The sequence below is a fragment of the Termitidicoccus mucosus genome (genome assembly GCF_038725785.1).
Lineage (GTDB): Bacteria > Verrucomicrobiota > Verrucomicrobiia > Opitutales > Opitutaceae > Termitidicoccus > Termitidicoccus mucosus.
In genome coordinates, this window is record NZ_CP109796.1 from 2899357 (window position 1) to 2922795 (window position 23439).

Sequence of the window (23439 nt, forward strand, 5' to 3'; positions counted from 1 at the left end):
ATAAGGACGAAAAAACACCGGGATGGGAAGGAGGAAAAGCGCCGCGCCGGTCGATGGTTGACCTTGGCCGCGCGTCATGACCCGGGCAGCGGCGCCACCCAGATGTTGCGAAACTGGACGCGGTTGCCGTGGTTCTGGAGCATCAGCGGCTGCGGCGGCTGTTTGTCCTTCAGTTTGCGCCCGGTGGCGGCGCTGGCGGCGGTCGGGTTCGGCACCTCGATGTCGTCGTGGATTTTGATTCCGTTCTGCCAGACGGTCATGCGGGCGCCGGCGGTCTTGTTTCCCGCCGCGTCGAAGCGCGGGGCGCGAAACTCGATCTCCATTGACTGCCATTCGAGCGGCGCGCCCACCGCATAGGCCGCCGGGATGGCAATGTGATAAACCGCGCCTTCGGAAACCTCGTCCGGCTCCTCGCCGAAACTGTCCACGAGTTGCACTTCATAGGTGTTCATCACGTAAACCCCGCTGTTGCCGCGCCGCGCGCCAAGACTCCCGGGATTGAGCGCGTGGCGGAACTCCAGGTAAATGCGCGCGTCGCCAAATTCCCGCCGCGAAAAAATCGAGCCGGCGACCGGGTCGATTTCGATGACGCCGCCGGGCAGTTCGAGCCAGCGCGCATCGGAACCGTTGGCCTGACGGAAGTGGCGCAGGCCGGTCGTCGCGTCGAGCAGGACGACGGCGTCGGCGGGGCGTTTTTCGGGGAAAACCTTGCCGAGGGGGGCGCGGTCGAGCGCGAGGGGGAGGCTGGTGCCATAGGTATTAAGCTGGATGGAAAACGCCGAGCGCCCATCGGCGGGCAACCGGGCGCTGACAATCCAATTGCGCCCGTCCGATATGCGTTCGCCCGGCCCGAGCAGCAGAAGCGAGCCATCGGGCTGCGCGAAGCCGACGAGTGGCAGCGGCGTGTCGCCGCGCCGGAGCACGCGCGCCTTGTAGTTATTTTGTGGATACAAAACAACTTCGACTGCGAGCAGGCCGTCCTTGTCGGCCCAGCGGCCCGAAAAACCGTCGTGCTCCCACTTGTCGAAAAGCGCGGGCGTGTCGAACGGGTTCGGGCCGAAAATCTCGCGCGGCGGGATGCGTTTCCCCTTTGCGTCGGTGGTCGCGGCGCCGGGCGCGAGGAGTTGCGCGAGGGCTTTGTCGGCGGAGGCATAATCCTTGCGCAAGTACGGATAATCCCGGAATGCGGCGACGAGCATTCGCGCGCGGGCGTCGGGAATCGCGGCGGCGATTTTCAGGATGGCGCGGCGCTCGTCGTCGGTTTCGGCGAGCAGCACCGCCGTCCACGCATGATGCAGGCGCGCGTCGATGGAAAGTTCCGGCGAGCGAAGAGCGGAGATAAATTCACCGCGCGCCTTGGCACGCGCCGCGGGGGACGACTCGCCGGCGGCTTTTTGGGCGAGCGCGGTGAGTGCCGGGTCGGAGGCGGGCTCGGCGGAAAATGAGCGCGGAGACAGGACGAGCAGGAGCAGGAAAAACGTCAGGCAATGATGCCAATGTCGGCAAACTTTCCCTGCAAAGTCGTGAGTTGGGAACCGGACGGGAACGGACGTTGGCGGCGGTAGGGCGAGGCGTCCCGCCGAGCCGCAAGCCAACGGCTCGGCGGGACGCCTCGCCCTACCCCAAGGGTCAATCTTCTTCATAAATGATATAAAAGGGCTGAAAGGGAAAGGCGGTGCCGCACGGCGGACGGCATCCGAAATGACGCGCATTCGCGAGTGCCTGTTACATCATTCCTCGGCGCCGGCGTCATCATCCGCGGCGTTTTTCGGCTGCGCGTTCTTCAACAGCGCGGCATGGGCCTTGCGGGCGGCGTCATACTCGGCATTCAACTCCGGTTGTTTCCCGATGGCGTCGATGATGTCGCGCGCCTTGGGATCGGGAATCGCGGACGCCGCGGAGAGCACCGCGAGGCGGTCCTGGTCGCTCTGCGCGAGCGCGAGGGCGCGCCCGGCGTGGCGCAGACGCTCGGCGACGGGAGCACCGGTGGCGCGGGCGAGAATGTCGAGGTAATCTCGGAGCGCGAGGGCGCGGAGGTTGGCGGGCGCGGCGGCATCGGCGGCGATTTCCGCGAGACGGTCGAGCGGCGTGCCGTCGGGCCATTTGGCCAGCGCACGAAGGACCGAAAGCCGGCCCGCGGCGTCACCGTCATCATAAATTTTCCACAGTGCGAAGAGCGCGGCGGGCGTGCCGCTCTCGCCAGCGAAGGTGAGGAGAAAGTCGCGGATTTGCGGTTGCGAGGCGGCCTGATCGAGCGCGGCGACGACGGCGGACGCGAAGGCGTTGCGGTCGGTGGAGCGCCGGTAGGAGGCGCGCACGGCATTGACCGCCTCGCGGCGGTCGGACGGCGGGGCGGAAAGCAGGAGCGCGAGGGCGTCGGCGGCGTGGTCGAAACCGATGGCACCGATCGCGCCGAACGCGGCGGCGCGGACCTTCGCGTCGGAGGCGGCGAGCAGCGGGCGAAGCGCGGGCGCGGCGGACTGCGCGGCGCGGCGTTTCACCAGTTCGCAAAGCTTGATTTGCTCGTCCGCTTTTTTTGCCGAGGCGAGCGCGGCGGCAAACCACCCGTCGGTCTGGCGCGGCATGGCGACCAGCACGGCCAGCCACTCGTCCGCGGCATCGCCGCCGGCCTTCGCATACTCGGAAAGCACGCGGTCGAAGCTCGCGCGGTCCGGTTCGAGCGCGACCCGGCGCATGGCGGCTTCACGGATGGGTTGGTTCCTGGAGGAAAGGAACGGAAGCGCGTCCGTCGCGGAGATGGCGGGCAGCACGGTCACGACGCGCTGGTATGCCGCGGGCGTGGCGGACGCCGCCTGCAATTGGGCGAGCAGTTTTTTCTGAAGCGCGGCGGTGAGCCTGGCGAAATAGTCATACGCGAGCGCCTGCAGGGCCGGTTCCTTCGCGTCCGCGAGCGCGGCGAGGAGTTCGCCCGCGCCGGGCAAATCGTAGTCGCAGACGACCCGGGCGGCGGCGACCCGGGTTTCCACCGGGAGCGTGGCGGCCGAGGCCAGCCTGCCCGCCAGCGCGGCGGCGTCGGAGGCCTGGCCCAAAATGGCGAGGGTGCGCGCGGCGACGACCTGTTCGGACGCGGCCTCGGCCGCCGGCAGCGCGGCGAGCGCGGCGCAAGCCTCGGAGGTCTGCGAGGCGGCCAGCGCGGCGCGGGCGGCGGCGGCGATGCGCGGCTGCGCGGTGTCGCGGGCCAGGGCGGCGAGCGGTCCGGCCGCTTCCGGTGAACGCGCCTGGCCGAGCGCGGAGACCAGCGCGAGCCGGCGAGTCGTATCCGTTTCTTGGTTACATGCGGCGGCAAGCGCGGCCACCGCCGCGCCGGTGCGGAGCTGAACGAGGGCGCTGACCGCGTCGGGAAAGTTTTCCCGGGAGCGCAGGAGTTGTTTCAGGAAGTCGAGTTCGCTGTCGTCGCCGGTCAGTCCGATGATCCAGGCGGCGACGGCGCGTCCGTCGGGTTTCGCCGCGCGCGAGCCGGCCTCGCGGGCGGCGGAGGCGAGGGCGCGGAGCGCCGCGGGGTCGTCGTGGTGGCCGGCGATGTAGTCGAACGCGGTCGCCTCCAGACCGGCGTTTTCGCCGTAGGCGAAGCCGGCGATGCCGGCGGCAAAGGCGGTGTCGGCCGGCGCGGCGGCGGAGCGCGAGGCCGGCATGGAAAGAACGAGCAAAAGCAGGAGCAGGGGGGACAAGCGGGAGGACATGGCGGTGGAAAAAGTTTTCGATTCTCGATGGGGCGCGACGACGGCGGCAGCGGGAAGGCGGCGCCGTTTCTTTGGGATTTGTTTTTTTGGGATTTGGGATTTTCCGACGCGGCTCCCGCGTCAAATGTGGTACCATTCCTCCTTGCGGGGGATGGCGAGGGCGCGGTTGGCGAGTCCGGCATTGGCGCCCTCGAAGCGTTCCATGACGGGGTCCCATTTCAAATGGGCGCGCAGGCGGACCGCCGTATAGACAAGGTGGCAGAGCGTGGCCGAGCGGTGGCCGGTCTCGGTCGGGGCGCAGGGGGCCGCTCCCTGCGTGATCATGTCCATGAAGTTTTTCAGGTGCGCGGCCCGGTTGATCGCCTTTCCCTCGAAGTCGCCGGCATCGAGCATGGAGGGTGAACTGGCGATGGTTTTCACACGGTCGCAGAAAATGAAACCCTCGCTGCCCTCGAAACGGATGCCGTTGGTGAGCCCCTTCGCGCCGCGCACCTCCGGGAAATCCTTCGGGTCGGTGGTCACGACGACGGTGACTTTCCTCGACGGATAATACAGGCGCGCGTCGTATTGGTAGGGCACGTCGTAGAGCCCTTCGGCCGGAAACAACCCCGTGCCCTCCACCTCGGACGGGCCGCCGCGGTCCATGCCGAGCACCATCTGCACGATGTCGAGGTGATGCGCGCCCCAGTCGCTGATGGAGCCCTCGGAATAATCGGAAATCTGCCGGAACGTGCCGCCGACGCGCCGGGCGGAATACGGCTTGTCCGGCGCGGGGCCGAGCCAGAGCGGATAGTCGATGGTCGGCGGGACGGGCTCGACGGTGAAGGGCACGCCGGGGTTGCCCTTGTGCAGGAGCACGCGGATGGTCCGCAACTCGCCGACGCGGCCCGAGCGCACCGCGCGCACGGCCTTGAGGATGGCCGGATACATCGAGCGCTGCTGGCTGCCGACGAGCACCTTCGCGTCGAGCGCGGCCGCGGTGTCGGCCAGCAGGCGTCCCTCGGCCAGCGTGCGGCAGAGCGGTTTTTCCACATACACGGCGATGCCGCGCCGGATGCAGGCGAGCGTGGCCGGCACGTGCCAGTGGTCGGGCGTGGCAACGCACACGGCGTCGATGCCGCCTTTCTCCAGCATGTCGCGAAAATCGGAATGGACGGCGTCGTCAGGGAGCTTGGCGATGCGTCCGCCCTTGGCGCGGGCCTCGGCTTTCGGGTCGGCCACGCCGACGCACTCGATGTTGCGGAAGTTTTTGAGGAAATCGGTCAGGTTGCGCCCGCCCTTTCCGCCGGTGCCGATGGCGGCGAGGCGGATGCGGGAGTTGGCCGTGGTGCGGGCGGCGGCGCGGCTGGCGGCGCGGAGGCTGGGCGACGCCGGCTCGCCGGAGGCAAACCGGGGCAGCGCGATGCCGGCGCAAAGCAGGCCGGCGGCCTTGAGGAACTGCTTGCGCGTCGGGCGCGGGGGCTGGGCGGGGGAGGTCATGAGGATTTTTTCGAGGGAAATTTTTCGGGTGGGAAAGCCGGGACGCCGCAGGGCGGCCGAAGGGATCTTGGGAAAACGCACCCCGAGATGACGCGGGGATTCAAAGCGGAGTTACGACGATAAGAGGGGTGGATAAAAGAAAAGGAAGGGAAGCGATTCTATTATATGCCGACATAGGGTGGATTGAGGCCAAGGAAAGTCAAGCTGACTTTGAAAAGGATCACTCGCTTGGAGATCCTGCCGCGCCCGGAACGATGCCCGTCGGGAAGCGGCTTATTTTGAAGGGCCGCGCCACGGTGCCCTGCCGAAACGAAGGCGGCGGGTCAGACTTTGGGGAACTTGGTCCACTTCGCGCGGGCGCGGGAACTTTTCACCACCGTCTCGATGAAGGCCATGCCGCGCACGCCGTCGTCGATGGTGGGGAAATCATAACCCGTCCGCGGTGAATTGCGTCCGAAAACATCATCGGCAATGGCTTGGGCCGCAGAGCGATAGACATTGGCAAACGCCTCGATAAACGCCTCGGGATGGCCGAAGGGCAGGCGCGTCGCCATCCGCGCCTCCGGGCTCAGGTAAGTGTTGCCCCGGCGCCAGATTTGCACGGGGCGGTCGGCCGCCTTGATGACGAGTTCGTTCGGGTGTTCCTGATGCCATTCGAGCGCGGCCTTGGTGCCGTAAACGCGGATGACGAGGTTGTTTTCCTCGCCGTTGGAGACCTGCGACGCATACAGGATGCCCTTTGCGCCGCCGGCGAAGCGCAGCAGGCAGTTGCCGTCGTCGTCGAGCGCGCCGCCGGCAAAGGCGGTGAGGTCGGCGCACACGGCGTCGATGCCGAGTCCCGTGATATAATGGGCGAGGTTGGCGGCGTGGGTGCCGATGTCACCCATGCAATTCGATGCGCCGGCGACGGCGGAATTGGCGCGCCAGCCGGAGATTTGCGCCTCCGCGCCGCCCTTCGCGCGGGCAGTCTCGGCGACGGTGCCGGTGGCGTAGCCCTGCGGATACTCGACGACGACTTTGAGGATGCGTCCGAGTTCACCGGCGCGGATCTTGGCGCGCGCCTCCTTGACCATCGGGTAGCCGGTATAATTGTGCGTGAGCGCGAACACCTTTCCGGAGCGCCGCACGAGGTCGCGGAGCTTGCGCGCCTCGGCGAGAGTGAGCGTCACGGGTTTTTCGCAAACGACGTTGAAGCCGGCCTTGAGGAAGGCGGACGCGATGGCGAAATGGGTGTTGTTGCGGGTGACGATGCTGACGAAGTCGAGGCGTTCGCCAGCCGGACGGGCGGCTTCCCGGCGGGCCATCTCGGCGAAGTCCGCGTAAACGCGCGCCGGGTCGAGGTGCAGGTCCGCGCCGGACTCGCGGGATTTTGCGGGGTCGGCGGAGAAGCAGCCGGCGGCCAGTTCGATGTGGCCGTCAAGCGCCGCGGCCATGCGGTGCACCGCGCCGATGAACGCGCCGCGCCCGCCGCCAATCATGCCATAACGTAGTTTGCGAGGGAGTTTCATGGGGACGGGAGTTCTTTGCCTTTTTTTGGGGGAATTTGGAATTTTATTTTTGGCGCGGACAGGACGCGGGAGGCAGGCAAGGCTGCTCGCGCGCATCCGCCAGCCCTCCTTATTTCCCGTCCAGCGACAGGCCCGCCGGGCTGAAGGGGACGGCATTGCCGTCCGTGTCCACGCCGGAAATGCGCACCGAGTCTTTTGCCGCCTGTTTGTCCGTGCCCTGATAACGGATGCCGTAGTGCTGCCGGGAGCGGCCGCCCTGCTCGAACATCCCGCCCACGCCGCCGCCGGTCACGCGCAACTGAGTGACGCCGGCCTCGATGAGAATGCCCGCCGCCTCCTTGGACGACGGGGGCACCAGATCGCGGTTGGTGCCGCATGCGCCGATCAGGGGATTGTTGATATAAATGTTCCGGCCGCCCTGGATGTGCATGCCGTGCCCGCCGGCGCCGCGCACGCGGACATTGGTCATGAGCAGGCCGCCCGTGAACTCCGGCCCCACCACGATGCCCGACGCGTTTTTGTTCTGGCCGATCCACGTGTTGGTCATGAACACGTCGTTGCCCGCCTCCATGAGCACGCCCTCGTCCGCCACATGGTCGCAGCCGAACTTGTGCGTGTAGATGTATTTCGGCCGGATGTCGCCGGCGGCCGGGTCGCCGCCGCGCAGCACCAGCCCCCGGCTTCCCGCGACGAAGCGCGCGTCATTCACCTCGGCGCCGTCCGCATTCGGGCCGACCACCACCCATTCCACGCGCGACTCGCGGTCAGCCCCGCCGGAAAGCCGGTAAAACAAGGCCGCGTCCACCTTGCGGAATTTGCCCCCGTCCGCCGGTTTGCCCGAACCGCGCAGCCAGACGCCGTAGTCGCCGCGCGGGCTCTTGATGTCCACGTCCTCCAGCAGCGGACTGATGCCGTTGACGATCTCGACCCCGCACACCGCGTTGATGAGGAGCAATTCGCAGGCGAAGGCGTGATACGTGCCTTCCATCCGCACGATGGCATCCTTGCGGTTCTTCTCCGGGATCGGGCCCGCCGCCGCGCCGGTCTCGCGTTCGATGGAAAGGTTTTTCAGGCCGCTGTAGGAGCAGTCCCGCACGAGCACGGCGGTGTTGGTTTTGCCGGGGCGCAGCACCAGCATCGAGCCCGTCGGAGTGCGCGCCGCCGAGGTCGCCCTCCCCTCGCCCATCAGCGTCACGGCGGACTTCGCGAGCACCAGCGTGTCGCTGATCAGATAGCGGCCCGCCGGCACAAACACCACGCCGCCGGCTTCCCCGCTTGCGGCGTCGATGGCCTTTTGAAACGCCGCCGTGTCGTCGATGTCGTCCGCGCCGTTTGCGCCATGGTCGATGACCGAGCGATAGCCCGCCGCTGCGCCCGACGGAGCGCTGCGGAGCATGCCGGAGGGGAGCAATAGCACCGCGGCCAAGCCAGCCGGCAACAGGCCGCGAATCCAGATTTTGAGGTTCATTGTGTGAGGATTTGACATGAAAAATGCGTCTGACACCGCCATTCCGGGGTGAGGCACAGGGAATTATCCTATAATCCTATGTCAACATATATCGCTTGCCATGATTCCAACACAAAGGTGATACAAATATCTTCTGACGCATTTTATTTTCATAATAATCAATAGATAACTCGCTAATAGTCTGGCTTGACACTGACTTCCGGCGGTATACCCTTGCCAATAAATGCCGCTGCATTAGTTCACGGATTCTCGCTCATTTATACCGACCCTTCACAACCCATTGCAGCAATGGCTCCGCCCAAACTCCACCTCGTCCGCAACGGCCCGCAGCCGATTTACCAGCAGATCAGCGCGCACCTGAAGGCGCGCATCGCGGCGGGCGAGTTTCCGCCCGGCGCCAAGCTGCCCGGCATCAAGGTGCTCGCGAAATCGCTCGGCGTGAACCACCTCACGCTCCGCCAGGCCATCCGCAAGCTGGAGGAGGAGCGCATCGTCGTGACCGAGTCGGCCTGCGGCACGTTTGTCACCGACGGCAAGCCCACGCAGCTCAAGGTCGCGCTCGTGCTGCCCAATCTCAACGAAAGCTCCTCGCAAATTTCCGCCTCCATCCAGGAGCAGTTTTCGCAGTCGAAATCCACCGTGGACATCCTCCACTTCGACGAAAACCCGGAGCGGGAAAACGAACACCTCAAGCGGGTCGTCACCGAGGGCTACGACGGCGCGGTGGTGTTTCCCAGCCTGAATCCCGTCTCCATCAAATCGCTGCTTCAGACCGTGATCGACGGCTTCCCGCTCGTGTTCATCGACCGCGTGCCCGGGCAATTTCCGTGCTGGTCGGTCTCGGCCGACAACCATCACGGCGGCTACCTCGCCACCAGCCATCTCATCGAGCGCGGCTGCAAGCGCATCGCCTGCGACATCTCCGGGCTGGCCGGCGTGAGCGACCGCTACGACGGCTTCATGCGCGCGATGGGCGACCATCACCTCCCAGTCGATTACGCGCTCGCCCGGAAATTCGCGAGCAACGACGACCAGATCGAGCAGGTCGTCTCGCAATGGATGGCGCTCCCGCAGCCGCCCGACGGCATCGTCTTCGGCAACGACTGGCAGGCACTGCGCGGCATCCGCGCCGTCGTCGCGAGCGGCCGCCGCGTCCCGCACGACGTGCGCGTGATGGGCTTCGACAACCTCTCCATCTGCGAAATCTGCACGCCGCCGCTCAGTTCCATCCAGCAGGATTACGGCGCCATCGGCCGCCAGTCCGCGCAACTTTTGCAGGAACTCGTCGCGCTGCCCCGCGAAAAACGTTTCGGCGACCGCCACATCAGCGTGCCGGTGCGCCTGGTGATGCGGGAAAGCACGTGAGGGGAAACACTCTTCCTCACGGCAGCGTGTTTCCCGCCGCGAGGTAAATCGCATACCACTCCTCGCGGGTGATGCGGACATCGGCGGCCTTGATGCAATCCTTCAGGCGCCCGATGTTCATCGTTCCCGTCACGGGCTGCATGTTCGCCGGATGGCGCAAAATCCACGCGAGCGCGATGGTGGTGTTCGATACCTGGTACTTGGCGGCGAGCTCGTCGATCTTCGCGTTCAGTTTCGGAAATTTCTCATTGCCGAGAAACACTCCCTCGAAAAACCCGTATTGGAACGGCGACCACGGCTGCACCGTGATGTCGCCCAGCCGGCAGAAATCCAGCACGCTGCCATCGCGATCCACCGAGCTGTCCTCCAGCATGTTCACGTGGATGCCCGTGGAAATCATGGCCGCGTTCGTGATGCTCAATTGCAGTTGGTTGGCCACGATCGGCTGCCGCAGCGACTTTTGCAGCAGCCGGATCTGCATGGGATTTTGATTGGACACGCCGAAGTGGCGGACCTTGCCGCTGGCGTGCAGGGCATCGAAAGCCCCGGCGACCTCCTCCGGTTCCACCAGCGCGTCGGGACGGTGCAAGAGCAGTACATCCAGATAGTCGGTCCGCAGCCGCTTCAGGCTGCCGTCCACGGAAGCGAGTATGTGCTCCTTTGAAAAATCAAACATGCGCCCGCGCACGATTCCGCACTTGGACTGGAGGATGAGCTTCGCCCGCACGCTTCCGCTCATGTGGACGGCATCGGCGAAAATCGCCTCGCAATCCCCGTTGCCGTAGATGTCGGCGTGGTCGAAAAAATTCGCGCCCTGGTCCAGCGCCGTCTGCACGAAGCGCTCCGCCTCCTGTTTGCTGCCCAGGCGGTTGATGCGCATGCATCCGACCGCGACCACCGGCACCTGCAACTCCGACTGCCCCAATTTTATCGTCCTCATGGTAAATCTTCCTTGTTGTTTTATATGTCGTTTCCTGGCGAGGTCTTGAAACCTTGCACAAGGCATGACTGACGCGGAAAACTCGAAAAAAGTTGCCGCAAAAGCCGTTTCTTTTGCGCCCCGCGTCTCACTCCTTCAACGCCCCGCTGGCCAGACCGCGCACGAACGGCTTCATCGCGATCAAAAAGAAAACCACCAGCGGCACCGAGGCCACCGCGTAGGTCGCCATCAGCTTGCCCGGCTCGAACATCAGATTCTGCTCCGTGACCAGAAACGCCAGCCCGAGCGGGATGGTGCGCAGCGCCGGCGTCTGCGTGGTGATGAGCGGCCACACGTAGTTGTTCCAGCTCGCGAGCAAATTCAAAATGCACACGCTGCTGAAAATCGGCATGCTCATCGGCACCACGATGTGCGCGATGACCCGCGCCTCGCCCGCGCCGTCGATGCGCGCCGCGTCGAAAAGGTCGCGCGGGATCCCGTCGAACGACTCCTTCAGCAAAAAAATCGTCACCGGCAGCATGCCCGCCGCCTGCGGCAGAATCAGCCCCAGGTAACTGTCGAGCAGTCCGAGCGAGCGCGTCACCAGAAACAGCGGCACCAGCAGCAGGATGTTCGGCACCATCAGCATCGCGACCACCAGCGCGTAGGCGCGCGAGCTCCATTTCGCCGCCAGCGCGCTGAACGCGTGCGCCGCCGGCACCGCCGCCAGCAGCGCCAGCGAGCACGCGCCCGCGCTCACGATGAGGCTGTTGCCCACGTAGGCGCCGCTCGCCTTGAGCGCGAACCCGTAGTTCTCCCAGCGCCACGGCGAGGGCGGCGACCAGAACGACCAGCTCGTCTGCGCAAAATCCTTCAGCGAGAAAAGCAGCATGACGAAAAACGGCATCAACGTCGCCAGCGCCGCCAGCGCCAGCGCGAGATGCCGCACGAAGGCAAATGGAGAATGTATAATGTAAAATGTATAATGGGAAACAAACCCGCGCGGCGCGCCACTCCCGAAGCCGCGCCCGGCGTCTTGCGTTTCCGCGTCCTGTTTAATGTTTCTCATCCGGCGCGTCCCCCTGTGTTTCGTGCAGTGTTTCGCATTTTTTATCACATATTATACATTTTGCATTTTTCATTATACATTGCTCAACGCGTCCGCGCGTTGAGCGCCCGCACCAGCAGGCTCAGCCCCACGCACGCCACCAGCAGCACCAGCCCCAGCGCGCTCGCGTAGCCGAGGTTGCCAAACTCAAAACCCTGCCGGAACAAATACAGCGCCGGCGTGAGCGTCGCGTTGAACGGCCCGCCGTTGGTCAGCAGCAGGATGTTCTCGAATCCCTGCAAGGCCCCGAGAATCGACATCGTGGCGATGAGCACGATTTGCGGGCGCAGCTGCGGCAGCTCGATTTTCCAAAACACATCCCACGCGCCCGCGCCGTCGAGCACCGCAGCCTCGCGAAACGAAACCGGAATCGCCAGAAACGCGCCCAGATACACCAGCAGGCTCACGCCGCCCATCCACGGGAAACCCGTCGCCACGATGGCCGGCAGCGCCAGCGCCGGCTCGCCCAGCCAGCTATGCTGCCCGCCCGCCCCGAGCGCCGCGAGCGCCTGGTTCAGCGGGCCGTTGATGCCGTAGATTTCGCGCCAGATCAGCACGATGGTAATGGTCGGCACCACCACCGGCAGCACCAGCAGCGTGCGATAAAAATACGCCGCGCGCATCGAGCGCAGCCCGTGCAGCAGCTTCGCGCCGAGCAGCGGCCCGATGGTTTGCAGCGGGATCAGCATCGCCGCGTAAAGCAGAAGATTCCACGCCGACAACCCCGCCACGCTATCGCGCGCCATCGCGGTGAAATTGTCCGCGCCGGCAAACCGTTCCGGCGAAAGCCCGTCGGTCTCGAAAAACGCCAGCCGCAGCGCCGACAGCGCCGGATAAAACACGAACACCGCCAGCATCACGAGCGCCGGCCCGAGCAACAGCACCCGCCGTGTCGTCTGCGAAAAATCACACACCGCCGCCTGGTGCTGTTTTTTCATCGAAAATCCCTCCCCAGCTCCCGCGCGATGAACGCCCGGTCCTCGTCCGACAAATACCGCGCCGCCAGCCGTTGCAACGCCCGCCGCTGCGCACCCGAGAACTCCTCAAGAAAGCCACGCCGGTCCACGCGCCCGCCGAGAAAACGCTGCCACGCCGTCCAGAATTCGCTCGTCGATTCCGCGTCGTAGCCGTTGAAGTGCGCCATGCCCAGCACCGCCGACTGGTGCGGCGCGAGCAACGCCCGCAACTCCGCCCGCGGTTCCACGTCGCGCAGCGCCGACGGGTCATACACGTCGCCCTCGCCGAAAAACCGCGACGCCACCGCCGGGCTGGTCAGGTATTGCGCAAACCGCAGCACCCGTGCGCGCGCCGTCGGATCGTCTTTTTTTGGAATCAGGATGCATGCGCGCATGCCCGCGTTCTGCGGCATGTGGCCGAGACGCGGGAGCGAGGTCGCGCGCGCGTCGATCTGCGGAAACGGAAACACGCCCCACGCAAACGCCGGGCGCCCCGTGGCCTCGCCCAGCGCCTTTTGCAGCTCGCGCAACTCGCGCACATACCACGTGCCGTTCAGAAAATGCGCCACCCGCCCGCCCGCGAACAACGTGAAAATCTGCTCCCCGTCCAGGCTCAGGAAATCCGGCCGCCACGTCTTCGAAAACTCCGCCAGCAGCCGCGCCACCTCGGCGAACGCCTCCGACCTCGCCGGGTCGATCAGCCCGCGCTCAAACGCCACGATGCGCTCCGCCAGGTCGATGACCTCCCCGCGCACGCTCGTCGGGTCGTCCGCCGCGAACCGCCAGCCCTCCGCGTGGCGCAGGTTCACGCGCTCCGCCGCCGGGCGCAGCAGAAACTCCAGCATGAGCTCGCCCATCCACTGGCTTTGCGCGTCGTTTGATTTTACCGCCACCGCAATGGCCGGCAGCCCGGAGCCGGTCGTCGCGCGGAAATTCTCCACCAGTCCCGACCACGTATCCGGCTCGCGAATACCGAGCCGCTCGTAGGTGGTCCGGTCATAAAAGAAACCCACGCGGTATTGCGTGAACGGCAGCGCCCACAGCGCGCCCGTCGCGTCCCGTGAGATCTGCACCAGGTCCGGCTCAAAAAAGTCCTCCCACCGCGGATGCCGCGCGTCCCACGCATTCGGCTCCTCCAGCAGCCGGTCGCATCGCTCCAGCAGCCCCGCCTGACCATACATCCAAGGCAAATCCGTCCCTTCCAGGATCAACACGTCCGGCGGCGAGCCGGAGAGGAACTGCGTCCGCACCCACATCGGATGCATCGCATAGGGAATCCCCTGCACGCGCACCCCGACGCCCGTCTCCGCCTGATACGCCGCCGCCGTCTCGCGCAGCCCCGGCATGAACTCGGCAAAAAACGTCGCCACCTGCAACGGCCGCTCCGTATCCGATGCTCGGATACCGCACCATCCGGACAGGACGGCGAACGCGCAGAAACCGGCGCGCCAGAAAAAACGAAAGCAAGGGGAGGCAACCATCACGAATGGTCATTACTGGTATATATCAGAGAAACCCATGCAAGCCAAAAATGCCTCATCCTGCATCCATGTCGATTTATAACTTATATATTTTATAATCAATGATATAAATTATAATCTATGCTATATGCAAACCATGATCAAACTCCTTAAGCAATGGATTCTCGGATTTTAATTTATTGACATAGGTCAGTAATCGAAATCTTCGCCCCGGCGCCGGTGGAATTTGGATTTTTCAAAGTGCCCGGCATCAGTTTCCGATCAAGGTGGCGTGGACAGGCCACCTGGCTCATACGCGAAGCGTTCCCTCCATGCCATCAAACGACACGCGGCGAACCGAACCATCGTTAAGCGCAAAATCCACCGCGATGCGCCGGCCGTCCTCGTCAATTGCCGAGGCGTCGCCGGCAAACTCATCGTGCCGCAGCATGGAACGAAAAGGCCACAATTCGTCGTCGCGCCAGGGTTTCGCGTCGCAGCGGTGCAACATCAGCGTGATGCGCCAAGGGTCTCCCTTGTAACGGGCCTCGCGCCGGCTGGTCAGCCCGGGCAGAATGCTTTCGCGCGCCTCCGGGTGCAACCCGGCCTCGCGGCGCATGATGAAACTGTCCCAGCCGTGCACGTTGACCAGCGCGAGCTGCCGCTCGCCCGAGGCGAGCAGCAGCGCCTTTGAACGCAAGGGGCCGACCTCGCGCTCCTCAATGCGGAGATCCGCGCCTTCCGCGACTGGCAGCGCGTGATGGCAGAGGATGATTTCGCTTCCGGGGTCGTGGATGCGAAGGCGGTCGCAACGAACCAGCCCGCACGGCACGGCAAAATCCGCCAGGTCCACCGCCGGATTATCGCCGAGCGCGCCGGCGAAATCGAACAGCAGCCTCCGGTAACACACGCCGCCGCGCACGCCGGAATACAGCAGCAGATTGGGCGCGCGCACGACCGCCCCGCCGTCGGCCGGCGCCGCCGCCGTGACAACCTGGCCGGTCGAGGTCACATGCGAAGCCGCCCCGCCGCGCACGTTGTAGTGCATGCTCATGAGGCCGTCGGCGGTGTCCGACTGCCACGGGAAGCGCGTGTGGAAGGCGAGGTGCGAATAGTTGTGCAGCACCTTGTGCCCGCCGACAATCATCACCTTGCCCGTGCGCATTTCGGCGGCTCCCGAACCGCCATATTGGGTGAGCACCAAGCCCGGGCCGGGCAACTCTGTTTCGCGGACGGCGCCGGCGGCAAGCCCTTCCCACGAACCTGCTTCCTCGCGCGCAGTCCAGAGCGGATGCGTCTCGGGCAATGCGACGCCTTGGTAGGCGTTGCCAAACCAAAAGGGACTCGCCGCGCAACTGTAGGGCTGCACCATCGGCGGAAACTGCCCGTAGAAACCGAGCGTGGGGACACCGTTGTTTGCGAAATCCGGGTGGCTGATGAACTGGAAAAGATTTCCCGAAAGGACGCGCCGGGCCAGCCCCGGATTGACGCCCGCGTTTTTGAGGAAAAACGCGCTCGCAAACGGCGCCGATGCCGCGAAGCGGTAAATGCCGCTCCGTCCCCACATCGGCTGCCAGCCGTCCCGGTCAAACAGGCGGTCGTAAGTTTTAAGCAGCGCGTGCGTGCCGCGCTCAATGGCATCGGCAATCGCCGGGTGCGTTTCGCAGCCGCCCCACGCCGCCCAGAGAGGAGCGTAAAATTGAAACGCCCATACAGAGTAATAATCGAAATAAGTGCCGTCACGATACCAGCCATCGCCTGCGTCGAATGCGCGCACCACGCGCAGATGCTCGCGCAGGATTTCCCCGTCGATTTCGTAGCCCTCGCGCTGCAAAAACGAAAGGATGTGCATGTTAAAAAGCCGCCAGTTGTGCGCGTGCGTGCGGCAGTGCCCCCACGTGTGGAAAAGCCGGGCGACCATGTCCTTTTCGGCGCGCGTGTAGTTTGCCCAAAGCGAGTCGCGCGCGAGCGTGAGTTCCAGCGCAAGCGAGGCGCACTCGCATGTCACCTGGATCGGCCGGTCGCCCCACACCTTGACCATGCCCGCCTGGTCGCCGACGTAGTCGGGCGATTTCGGGTCGGCGAGTTTCAGGATGGCGTTCGCATAATAATCGCGCAGGGCGATGCCGTTTGAGCGCAGCGAGGGATCGTGCCGGAGGAGCGGGCCCGCGATCAGCAAAGTGCGCGCGACGCCTTCCATGATTTCGCTGCGCCTGCGCCAGTCGGGATCGCCCGGCTGGGGATAAGTGATTTTCGTCTCGCTGCGAGGCAGCAGGAGGGGCGCGTCCTGGTTTTCCACATGGGAAAAAACACCGTCGAGCAGCCATTGCCCGGCCTCGACCCAATGCCGCCGGGCCATGCCGGTGAAGGGGCTCAGGGCAAAATCAGGAGCCTTGATCTGGAAAGTGGCGGACGGTTCCGGACGCCCTGCCGATGATGGGTGGCTTGACGGCATTCTGTTCGCTTTGCCAGGGGGTTCAGCGCGTTGGCCCAGACAGCCTAATCGGCGATTGCCGCATCGAGCGACTGGAGAAGGTTGTTGATTTTGAATTTCCCGTCGCTGTCGTGCCAGTGCCCGAACACGCCGGTGTCGGTGGAGCGCAGCAGTTCGCGGGCATCGGCGAGCGCGGCGCGGGCGGCGGCGAGATGCGCGCGGATTTCCGCGCGCGCAGCGGCGGGACGGGCGTAGGCGGCGGCGATTTCGTGGAGCATGGTGTTGAGCCGTTCCATCACTTGCGCGGGGACGCGCAGGTTCTGGTCGAAAAACCAGCGGTTGCGCTCCGGAATTTGCGTGCGCAGGCGCTCCGCCTCCCGGGCGACCGCGGCAAACGCGGCCCCGGACTGTGCCGTTCCGCGCAGGATGGCGCCGACCTGGCCGTGGTCGCCGGACTCGGGCTCGACGCGGAAATAACCGACGCTGCCGGTATCGGGGTTGTCCATGGGATGCCCGTCGAGCGGATTCGGTGTGCGGGTATCGCCGTCCAACGCCTTGAGCAGCATCTCGGCGGCGCGGGCATAGCGCAGGTCCTGAAATATATACTGGCGGTCGAAGCCCGGCAGGTCGGCCTTTTTCTGGCACCAGTAGGAGTAATAATAATCCCGGTAGAGACGGGCGATTCTGGGCGCGAGCGCGGTGTCGAAATATTGCGCGCAATAGTTTTCGAGAAAGGCGCCGGCGTCGAAATCCGTGAAGCTCCACATCATCGCGGCGTTGGCCGAGAGTTCGGCGACGTGCTCGCGGATGTTGCCGGCGTTGACGACCGTGAAGGCGAGCGGACGGGCGTTGAGCGAGTCGAGCACGCGATAGTTGGCCGCCATCTTCCACGGCCCTTCCGCGGCGACAAGGTGCGAGCCGCTGGACGTAAACTGGAAGTTGAGATAATACCCGACCAACAGATTCGGCGGCGCCTTGAAGCCGCGCACATCGGCGGCGGGGAAGTGGTCGCGGCGGGCGGCGACGAAATTCCAGATCAAGGTCGGCTCGGCGGGCGGCCGCAACAGACCGGCGGCGAAGAGATCGGAGTTTTCATTGTAGAGCGTCGTCCGCATCAATGGGGCGGGATTGCCGGTGACCTCCTTCACGATGGCGGCCTGCCTTGCCAGCATCTGTTCGATCGTGCGGGCGCGGGCGGGCATGTCGGGCGGGGCGTCCGGAAATGTCTGCCAGAACGGGATGTCCCCGCCGCCGCGAAACGTGATCGTCCAGACGCATTCGAAGCCTGCGCGCACCGCGGTCTCGACGTGGTAACGCCAGTATTCATAGAGCGGCTCGGGATGCCGCACACTGAGTTTCGGGATGTCGCCGCCGCGGCCCATCTTGGTCCAAAACTGGTTCCAGTATTCCAGGCGGCGACCAAGCCGCGATCCGAGCGGCGAATGATGATGGGAGGTAATCGCGAGCCCGTGATTATGCGCGGCGAGCGCCTCGGGATTGGGCGCGTGGCGGGGCGCGGATTCGCCGAGGTTCACCATGGTCTCGACTTCGTAGGTGTTGTATTTGAGGCGGAGAATGGTCTCGAACATCGCCTCCCGGTTTTCGCGCCCCGCATTCTTCCATGGCGAAAGGAAATCCTGGTCGTTGTTGAACCATGCCCGCCAGCGCACGTAGGGGGCCGGGTGCAGGCGCTCGAATCCGTCGGGCAGCGAAAGGCCCGCTTTCGGCTGCGGCTGCCAGTTGCTCCAATGCCAGAGCGGCGGCACGCCGAGGCATTCCTCGGTGAACGCATAAATCGCGTAAATGAGCCCGCGCGTGCCGCCGCCTTCGAGCATGAGCCGGGGGCCGTCGCCAGTTTGGACCAGGCGCATGCCGTGGGCTTCGGGCGCGGAGAGCCGCGGGTCGCGTCCGATGCCGCCGGACGGCCCGGACGAGGCGAGGATCACGATGGCGGGCTTGCCCGCGATTTTTTTCGCGTCGGTGACCACGGGCGATGCGCGTCCGAGCACTTTTTTCAGGTCCCGGGCGAGGTGATCGAGCGCGGTTTGCTCCGCGACGCCGGGTGCTCCGACCACGAGCACGGGCACGCCGGGCGCGAACTCGACATCGGCGCGGGCGAACGCGCCACCGAGCGTGAACGCGCCGGGCGCAAGAACCAGAAGGCAGCGAAATAAAAAGTTCATCGGGATGCGGGGTTGGAATTATAGAGCTTCATAAAATAAAATCGGTTCGTCAGTTTTGAATGGCAGAAAAGGGAGGAATCGAAAAGTGGCGCCGGCAACGTGGACGCGTTTGCGCAAGGAGGGGCGGCGTCCACGCCGCCCGACGCGGGCAAAGCCCGCGACCGTTTCACGGAGAGGCGGACGGGCACACACAGGTTTTCGGATTGCCTGCCGGCGAGCGGGCGAGGCGCGTTGCGCCTCGCCCGGCGGCGTGGACGCCGCCGCTCCTTGCGCAAGCACATACGCAGCCATCGAGATCGCCCAAGGGATGAATCCCGCCGTCGAAAGCGGCGATGAATCGCCGCCTCCAAAAAGGGTCATTGGGTCTCACGGGCATCATTGAGGAGCGTGAGCATCGCCCTGGCATAAGCCGCCCCGAGCAGGCGCGCGGACTCGCTGTCGTAGTGCGCGGGGTCGTTGGGCTTGTTGCGAAGATTTCCGCCAAATTCCGGGGCGAGCGTGTCAACGGCCGCGGTGTGCGGCACGCGCGCGGGGAGATCGAGATAAACCTGGTTCAACTCCGTCGTGTCGGGGCGGCGCCAGGGGCCGAGCGTGGCGGCGACAAACGGCAGGTCGGGCCGGTCGAGCGTGGCGCGGAAATCGGCGATCAGCCGGTCGAGCTGCGCGCGATACCCGGCGCCGCCGTCGCTCCGTGCGCGGCGCCCGTCGGCCTCGCCCTGGTTCCAGAGGATGCCGGCCAGCGTGCCTTCCTTCGCCGCCGCGACGGCGGATTCGGTGGCGAGCTGGAAAAGCGTGCGGCCGTCCGGCCAGCGGAAGTCCTCCTGGTAGTCCTTTTGCCATTGCGCCACCGAGGTGCCGCCAAACGCAGCGGGTATCAGGCCAATGGATACATCGGACGGCAGGTGCGGCAGCAGCGCGCGGGCAAAGGCGAAGCCGGGGCCGACGCCGGCGCCGCGCTTGTCGTGGTGCAGCGGCTCGACCGCGGGAATCCAGCGGCCGGGCCCGTCAAACGCGAGGATGCGCGGGTCGGGCGTGCGGTCGATTTCCCCGACAAGTCCGCGCCCGGCCATGTTGGACTGGCCGGTGAGGAGAAACACATAAAAACGCTTCGCGGGCGGCGGCGTGACCGCGGGCACTTTCGGACGCGGCGGAGGCGGGGCGGAGCGCGCGACGGTTTTCGAGGAGGACGGGGATGCGGCGGCGGTTTTCGTCGTCGCGGCGGACGCGTCGAGCGGATCGTCGTTCACGACGATGCTGCCGATCAGCACCCGTCCGAGATTCCATCGGGAATCCACTTGCAGGCTGACGCGGCCGGACACGGCGGCATCGGCATCGACGGCCTCCGCATCGGGCTTGGTCGTGGTGGCGGTGGGATTGATCCAGAGGCGGGTGGAGCCGCTGGCGGAATCGTAATGGAAGACCAGCGTGTGCTCCTCGGAGAGCGGCAGCGTGCGATTGCTCCAGACGACATCGGACGAGTTTTTCGAGGTGACACCGAGTTGCACGGTCTCGTTGCCGGAACCGGCGCGCATGAGCAGGCGGCCGCGGCGTTTTTTGCCGGACTCGTCGGTGAATTGAAACAACACCAGCCGTCCTTTGCCGGCCTGCACCGGTCCGTCGAACCGCGCCTGCAAGGTGGCGGTGACTTGGGCGCCCGCGGGCTTCGCGGTGAACTTGCGGGTGACGTAGCCGGTCGCGGAGCCGCCGGGCAGGGCGGCGTGGTTTTCGATCATGATGGCCGGACTGCCATTGTGCACCGTCCATGCGCGCTTGGACACTTTGTGAATCGGACCATCGGAATAATCAAATTCCTCGCGAAGGATCTCGGCCGCGTGCAACGGCCAGACGAGGAGGGCGGCGAGGAGGACAAGCGGGTGGAGGATGTTTTTTGGGAGCATGTCTTTATTGGGTTGATGTTATTGTCGGTGTCAAAATCGGGATAGCGGGATCTGTCCGGTCGGTTTGAGTTTTCCGGTCAGGACTTCGGCCACCGCGCGCATGTGCTCGCGTCCGGAGGGGCAGAACGAAATGACGGCGGTGTCCACCCACGCCGGGACGCCGAACTTCTCAAACGGGGTGTTGCTCACGATGACGAGCGGTTTGCCCGCGGCGCGCAACTCCTCGAGCATCGGGAGCATGATGGCGTGGCTGCGGTAGTTGTAGTAGCTGGTGGACACGATCACATCGGCCTCGGGCAGGCGGCGGCGAACGGCTTCGCGGTCGCGGTCGGTGAGCTTTTCGTTCACGGCCACGGTGGCGATGCCCGGCGCGATGCGGCGGAGTTCCTGCCAGAGCATGCCGGGGTGCGAGTAGCTGTTGTTGATGAAGCGATGAAAGTGATGGATTTGCTCGACGAGGAGGATGCGTTTTCCGGCCGGCAGCGGCAGCAGGCCGGCGCGGTCGCGCAGCACGACGGTCGAGCGGCGGGCGGCCTCGTCGGCGAGCGCGACGGTTTCCGGATCGTTGAACAGGGCGCCCGCGGCGGAGGCGTCGACCTTGCCGCCGTTTTCGGCGAGGCCCATGCGCCAGCGCATCGTGAGGATGCGGCGCACCGAGGCGTCGAGGTCGGCCTCGCGCCAGCGGCCCTCGCGCACGGCGGCCTTGATGGCGGCGAGCACCTGGCGGCGTTGCGGGCTGTAGGCGCGGCAAAGCACGAGGTCGCATCCGGCGATGAGGCAGCGCACGACGGCCTCGCCCATGTCGTATTTCTCCAGCAGGCCGCCCATCTGGACGTTGTCGGTCGTGACGACGCCGCGGAAACCGAGCTCTCCGCGCAGCAAGTCCGTGACGATGGCGCGGCTGGTCGCGCCCGGCACGCCCGCCGCGCCGAGCGCGGGATAGGCGGTAAACGCGGCCATGACGGCGGGCAGGCCGGCGTCGATGAGCGCCTTGAACGGCGCGAGGTGGTCGCGCCGGAGTTCCTCGCGGCCGAGCGCAATTTCCGGCAGGCCGAAATGCGCGTCGGTGCTCGAATGGCCGCGTCCGGGAAAATGTTTTCCCGTCGCCACGATGCCCGCCTCGCCCAGGCCGCGCAGAGCGGCGAGGCCGAAGCGGATGACCGCGGCGGGATTGTCGCCGTAGGCGCGCGGGCCGATTTCGGGATTGGCGGGCTCGGTGTTCACGTCGAGCACGGGCGAGTGAATCATGTTGGCGCCGAGCGCGCGCGCCTGCCTGCCGATGGCGCGCGAGATGCGGCGCGCCAGCTCGGGATCGTTGTCAACCGTCTGGCCGAGCGGATGCGGGAAAAGGCGCTGCTCAAAAAGAAAATCCGCGCCCTCGCCCTCCTGGTCGAACGCCATGTGCAGCGGCACCGCGCCGGGGCGCTCCATCGCGATGTCGCGCAGCTCGTTGAGGCGCGAGGCAAACTCGGATGCTGTGCACGCGATGCGGTCGAGCGTCTCGGGACGGTCGAAGGTGTTTGCGTCGGGCCGGCGATGGATGTCTTCCATCGCGCCCTCCTCGCGGCTGTCGGTCGCACCGGGCATGAATTTTTGCGCGATGCGCAGGCCGCCCGCGTGATGGTCGCGGATGAACTCCACCACGTCGGGCGTGATGAATGGACCGTAGTGCGGGAACACGAGGAGTTGGCCGATTTTCTGGTCGAGGTCGAGCGCGCCCAATTTTTGGTCAACCCAGCGCCCGGCGGCTTCGTCAACCGGAAGCAGGCCGGAGGCCGGGGAAACTTTGGGGACGTTTGTGTCGATGATGGCAGGCATGAGGAATGGATTAATACCGGTTAAAAACGGGTTGTGCGCTTTGAAGAAACGCTTGCGCAAGGAGCGGCGACGTCCTCGGTGCCGGGCGCGCCGCAGAGGCGTCCGAAAATAGGAAATGGCGACGCCGGCAATTCGGGGCGAGGCTTCGCCTCGTCCGGCAGCCGGAGGCAGCCGCTCCTTGCGCAAGCGTTCTTTCGACGCCGGGTTTGTTTTCAAAGTGAGGATTCATGGGGAGACGCCGAGGATGGCGTGAAATTTTTCGCACTGGCGCGCGGCGGTTTCCGGCGTCCATTGACCGGAAAGAAACACCGGAAGCGCGTCGGCGCGGAACGCACCCCACGACTCCGGCTCGGCGCCGGGTATGATGGGAAAAAATGCGCAACCGGCGGCGCGGGCGGCGTCCTCGTCGAGCAGCGAGTCGCCGAGCATGAGCACGCCTTCCGCCCCGCCCGCGCGGGCGGCGAGCTGCCGGAGAATGGCGGTTTTCGAACCTGCCTCCTGGGTAAGAAAATCCGAAGCCAGCGGTGCGAGTCCGGCATGAGCCCATTCCGAACGGATGGCCGCGCCGTTGCCGCCGGAGACGACCGCGACGCGCGCGGCCGACGATGCCGCGCGCAATGCCCCGGCCGCGCCGGCAAACGGCGCGGGCGGCGGAAGCGCGGCGCAGCGGCGGTTGACCTCGCGGTTCCAAGCCAGCGCACGGGTGAGCGCGATGTCGCCGGGATGGTCCGCGAGCGCGAGCTCCAGCGAGGACTCGCTGCGCGGCGCGCCGGATTCGAGCCAGGCAAAATACGCCTTAAGCGGCGGAAGCGCGGCGCCCGGGTTTGCGCTCCACTCGCGCAGAAAAAGGCCCAGCGCCTCGAAGCGGTTCGCCCCGCGATGACGCGAACGGAGGTTGAGATGGAGAAACAACTCCGAGGCCTCGCGCGAGCCCTGCTTGATTTCCCAGATGTCGATGAGCGCGGGCGTGAACGCGTGCCGGTGCTTCGGCGTCATGGCATCGAGCACGGTGCCGTCGGAATCGACTGCGATGATGTGCGGCGGGGGCATCATTGGCGGAACGGCTCAGGAAATTTTGCGGGGCGGAAAACTCACGCGTTCATTCCAGACAAGGGCGCGGGTGTCGCAACGCACGGATGTGC

The 23439-nt window shown here is 65.6% G+C and carries 15 protein-coding genes; 1 reads left to right on the forward strand and 14 read right to left on the reverse strand.

The features are described 5' to 3' along the window. Positions 1–74: 74 nt before the first annotated feature. The 5 genes from OH491_RS10120 to OH491_RS10140 all read right to left on the reverse strand — a co-directional run bounded on the left by OH491_RS10120 (position 75) and on the right by OH491_RS10140 (position 8174). Entirely contained in the window at positions 75–1643 is a 1569-nt protein-coding gene (locus tag OH491_RS10120) for a DUF1080 domain-containing protein (protein WP_342751009.1), read from the reverse strand. Between the two features lie 87 nt (positions 1644–1730). Further along, positions 1731–3701 carry a hypothetical protein gene (locus OH491_RS10125; RefSeq protein WP_068771518.1) on the reverse strand — a complete coding sequence of 657 codons (1971 nt, stop codon included), beginning with the start codon at positions 3699–3701 and terminating at the stop codon, positions 1731–1733. A gap of 120 nt (positions 3702–3821) precedes the next feature. Then, entirely contained in the window at positions 3822–5180 is a 1359-nt protein-coding gene (locus tag OH491_RS10130; protein ID WP_145928941.1) for a Gfo/Idh/MocA family protein, read from the reverse strand. A 323-nt stretch (positions 5181–5503) separates the two neighbouring features. After that, complete coding sequence (locus tag OH491_RS10135; RefSeq protein ID WP_068771516.1) at positions 5504–6688, reverse strand: Gfo/Idh/MocA family protein; 1185 nt, start codon at positions 6686–6688, stop codon at positions 5504–5506. 109 nt (positions 6689–6797) lie between these two features. Continuing rightward, complete coding sequence (locus OH491_RS10140) at positions 6798–8174, reverse strand: glycosyl hydrolase family 28-related protein (RefSeq protein WP_334319483.1); 1377 nt, start codon at positions 8172–8174, stop codon at positions 6798–6800. A 270-nt stretch (positions 8175–8444) separates the two neighbouring features. Between OH491_RS10140 and OH491_RS10145 the strand changes: the two genes are divergently transcribed. After that, positions 8445–9521: a GntR family transcriptional regulator gene (locus OH491_RS10145; protein ID WP_068771514.1), complete on the forward strand. Its 1077-nt coding sequence runs from the start codon at positions 8445–8447 to the stop codon at positions 9519–9521. Between the two features lie 16 nt (positions 9522–9537). Here the strand turns inward: OH491_RS10145 and OH491_RS10150 are convergent, their stop codons facing one another. The 9 genes from OH491_RS10150 to OH491_RS10190 form a co-directional block, all read right to left on the reverse strand. Then, positions 9538–10461 (reverse strand): aldo/keto reductase, encoded by a 924-nt coding sequence (locus OH491_RS10150; RefSeq protein WP_068771513.1) that lies wholly within the window; start codon positions 10459–10461, stop codon positions 9538–9540. Between the two features lie 127 nt (positions 10462–10588). Beyond that, positions 10589–11389 carry a carbohydrate ABC transporter permease gene (locus OH491_RS10155; RefSeq protein WP_334319482.1) on the reverse strand — a complete coding sequence of 267 codons (801 nt, stop codon included), beginning with the start codon at positions 11387–11389 and terminating at the stop codon, positions 10589–10591. A gap of 203 nt (positions 11390–11592) precedes the next feature. After that, positions 11593–12486 carry a carbohydrate ABC transporter permease gene (locus tag OH491_RS10160; RefSeq protein ID WP_068771511.1) on the reverse strand — a complete coding sequence of 298 codons (894 nt, stop codon included), beginning with the start codon at positions 12484–12486 and terminating at the stop codon, positions 11593–11595. After that, entirely contained in the window at positions 12483–13985 is a 1503-nt protein-coding gene (locus OH491_RS10165; RefSeq protein WP_068771510.1) for an ABC transporter substrate-binding protein, read from the reverse strand. Before OH491_RS10165 ends, OH491_RS10160 begins: the two co-directional genes overlap by 4 nt. Positions 13986–14274: 289 nt before the next feature. Continuing rightward, on the reverse strand, positions 14275–16419 hold the full coding sequence (locus OH491_RS10170) for a DUF2264 domain-containing protein (RefSeq protein ID WP_084442390.1): 2145 nt from the start codon (positions 16417–16419) through the stop codon (positions 14275–14277). 44 nt (positions 16420–16463) lie between these two features. Next, a complete protein-coding gene (locus OH491_RS10175) occupies positions 16464–18581 on the reverse strand; it encodes a glycosyl hydrolase 115 family protein (protein WP_068771508.1) in 2118 nt (705 codons plus the stop codon). 356 nt (positions 18582–18937) lie between these two features. Then, entirely contained in the window at positions 18938–20479 is a 1542-nt protein-coding gene (locus OH491_RS10180) for a sialate O-acetylesterase (protein ID WP_068771507.1), read from the reverse strand. A gap of 30 nt (positions 20480–20509) precedes the next feature. Continuing rightward, positions 20510–22297, reverse strand: coding sequence for a glycoside hydrolase family 3 protein (locus OH491_RS10185; RefSeq protein WP_068771506.1), 1788 nt, complete (start codon positions 22295–22297; stop codon positions 20510–20512). A 225-nt stretch (positions 22298–22522) separates the two neighbouring features. Continuing rightward, positions 22523–23350 (reverse strand): HAD family hydrolase, encoded by an 828-nt coding sequence (locus tag OH491_RS10190; protein ID WP_068771505.1) that lies wholly within the window; start codon positions 23348–23350, stop codon positions 22523–22525. Positions 23351–23439 lie beyond the last annotated feature (89 nt).